Below are 543 nucleotides of genomic sequence, written 5' to 3'. Positions count from 1 at the left end.
CGTGACCACCACAGCTGTGGCAGTGGATAAAAACGCGGTACGTACTCAGGCTAAAATGATGCACGGACCGATCCCGGCAACCATGCCTGGCGCTGAGATGGATACGCCGGCACTAATCGATTTGGGTGAGCGCCTGTACTTCGAAACGGCGTTATCAGCCGATGGCAGCCAGTCATGCAATACCTGCCACCGCATCGATGGTGGTCGGGGCGGCGTCGATAACGAAGCTACCTCACTTGGCGTGAAAGGGTCTCGTGGCGATCGTAATTCACCGTCTGTATGGAATGCTGGTTTTCATGTGGCGCAGTTTTGGGATGGTCGGGCTGCTGATCTCGCCGCTCAGGCCAAAGGGCCTATTCTGAACCCGGTAGAAATGGCGGTGCCGGATGAGAAAACGGCGGTTAATAATCTCAAAGAGGAAGGCTACGAAACGCTGTTTGCAGAAGTTTTCAAAGGCGAAGCTGAGCCGCTTACCTACGACAACGTAGCTAAAGCCATTGGCGCTTTTGAGCGTACGCTTATTACCGTGGATCGCTTCGATAA

General features: G+C 54.1%; 1 protein-coding gene. It reads left to right on the top strand.

Translation table 11 applies throughout. From position 1 onward, the window contains the following. Window positions 1-22 precede the first annotated feature (22 nt). Window positions 23-543, top strand: a 521-nt coding sequence (locus ACFSYC_RS19635) for a cytochrome-c peroxidase (RefSeq protein ID WP_377130572.1), incomplete at its 3' end; no start/stop codon positions are given.

Origin of the sequence: Mucilaginibacter antarcticus (assembly GCF_042686155.1) — a bacterium.
Lineage (GTDB): Bacteria > Bacteroidota > Bacteroidia > Sphingobacteriales > Sphingobacteriaceae > Mucilaginibacter > Mucilaginibacter antarcticus.
Note: the sequence above shows the minus strand (reverse complement) of the source record. Positions and strands in the feature narration are given on the sequence as shown.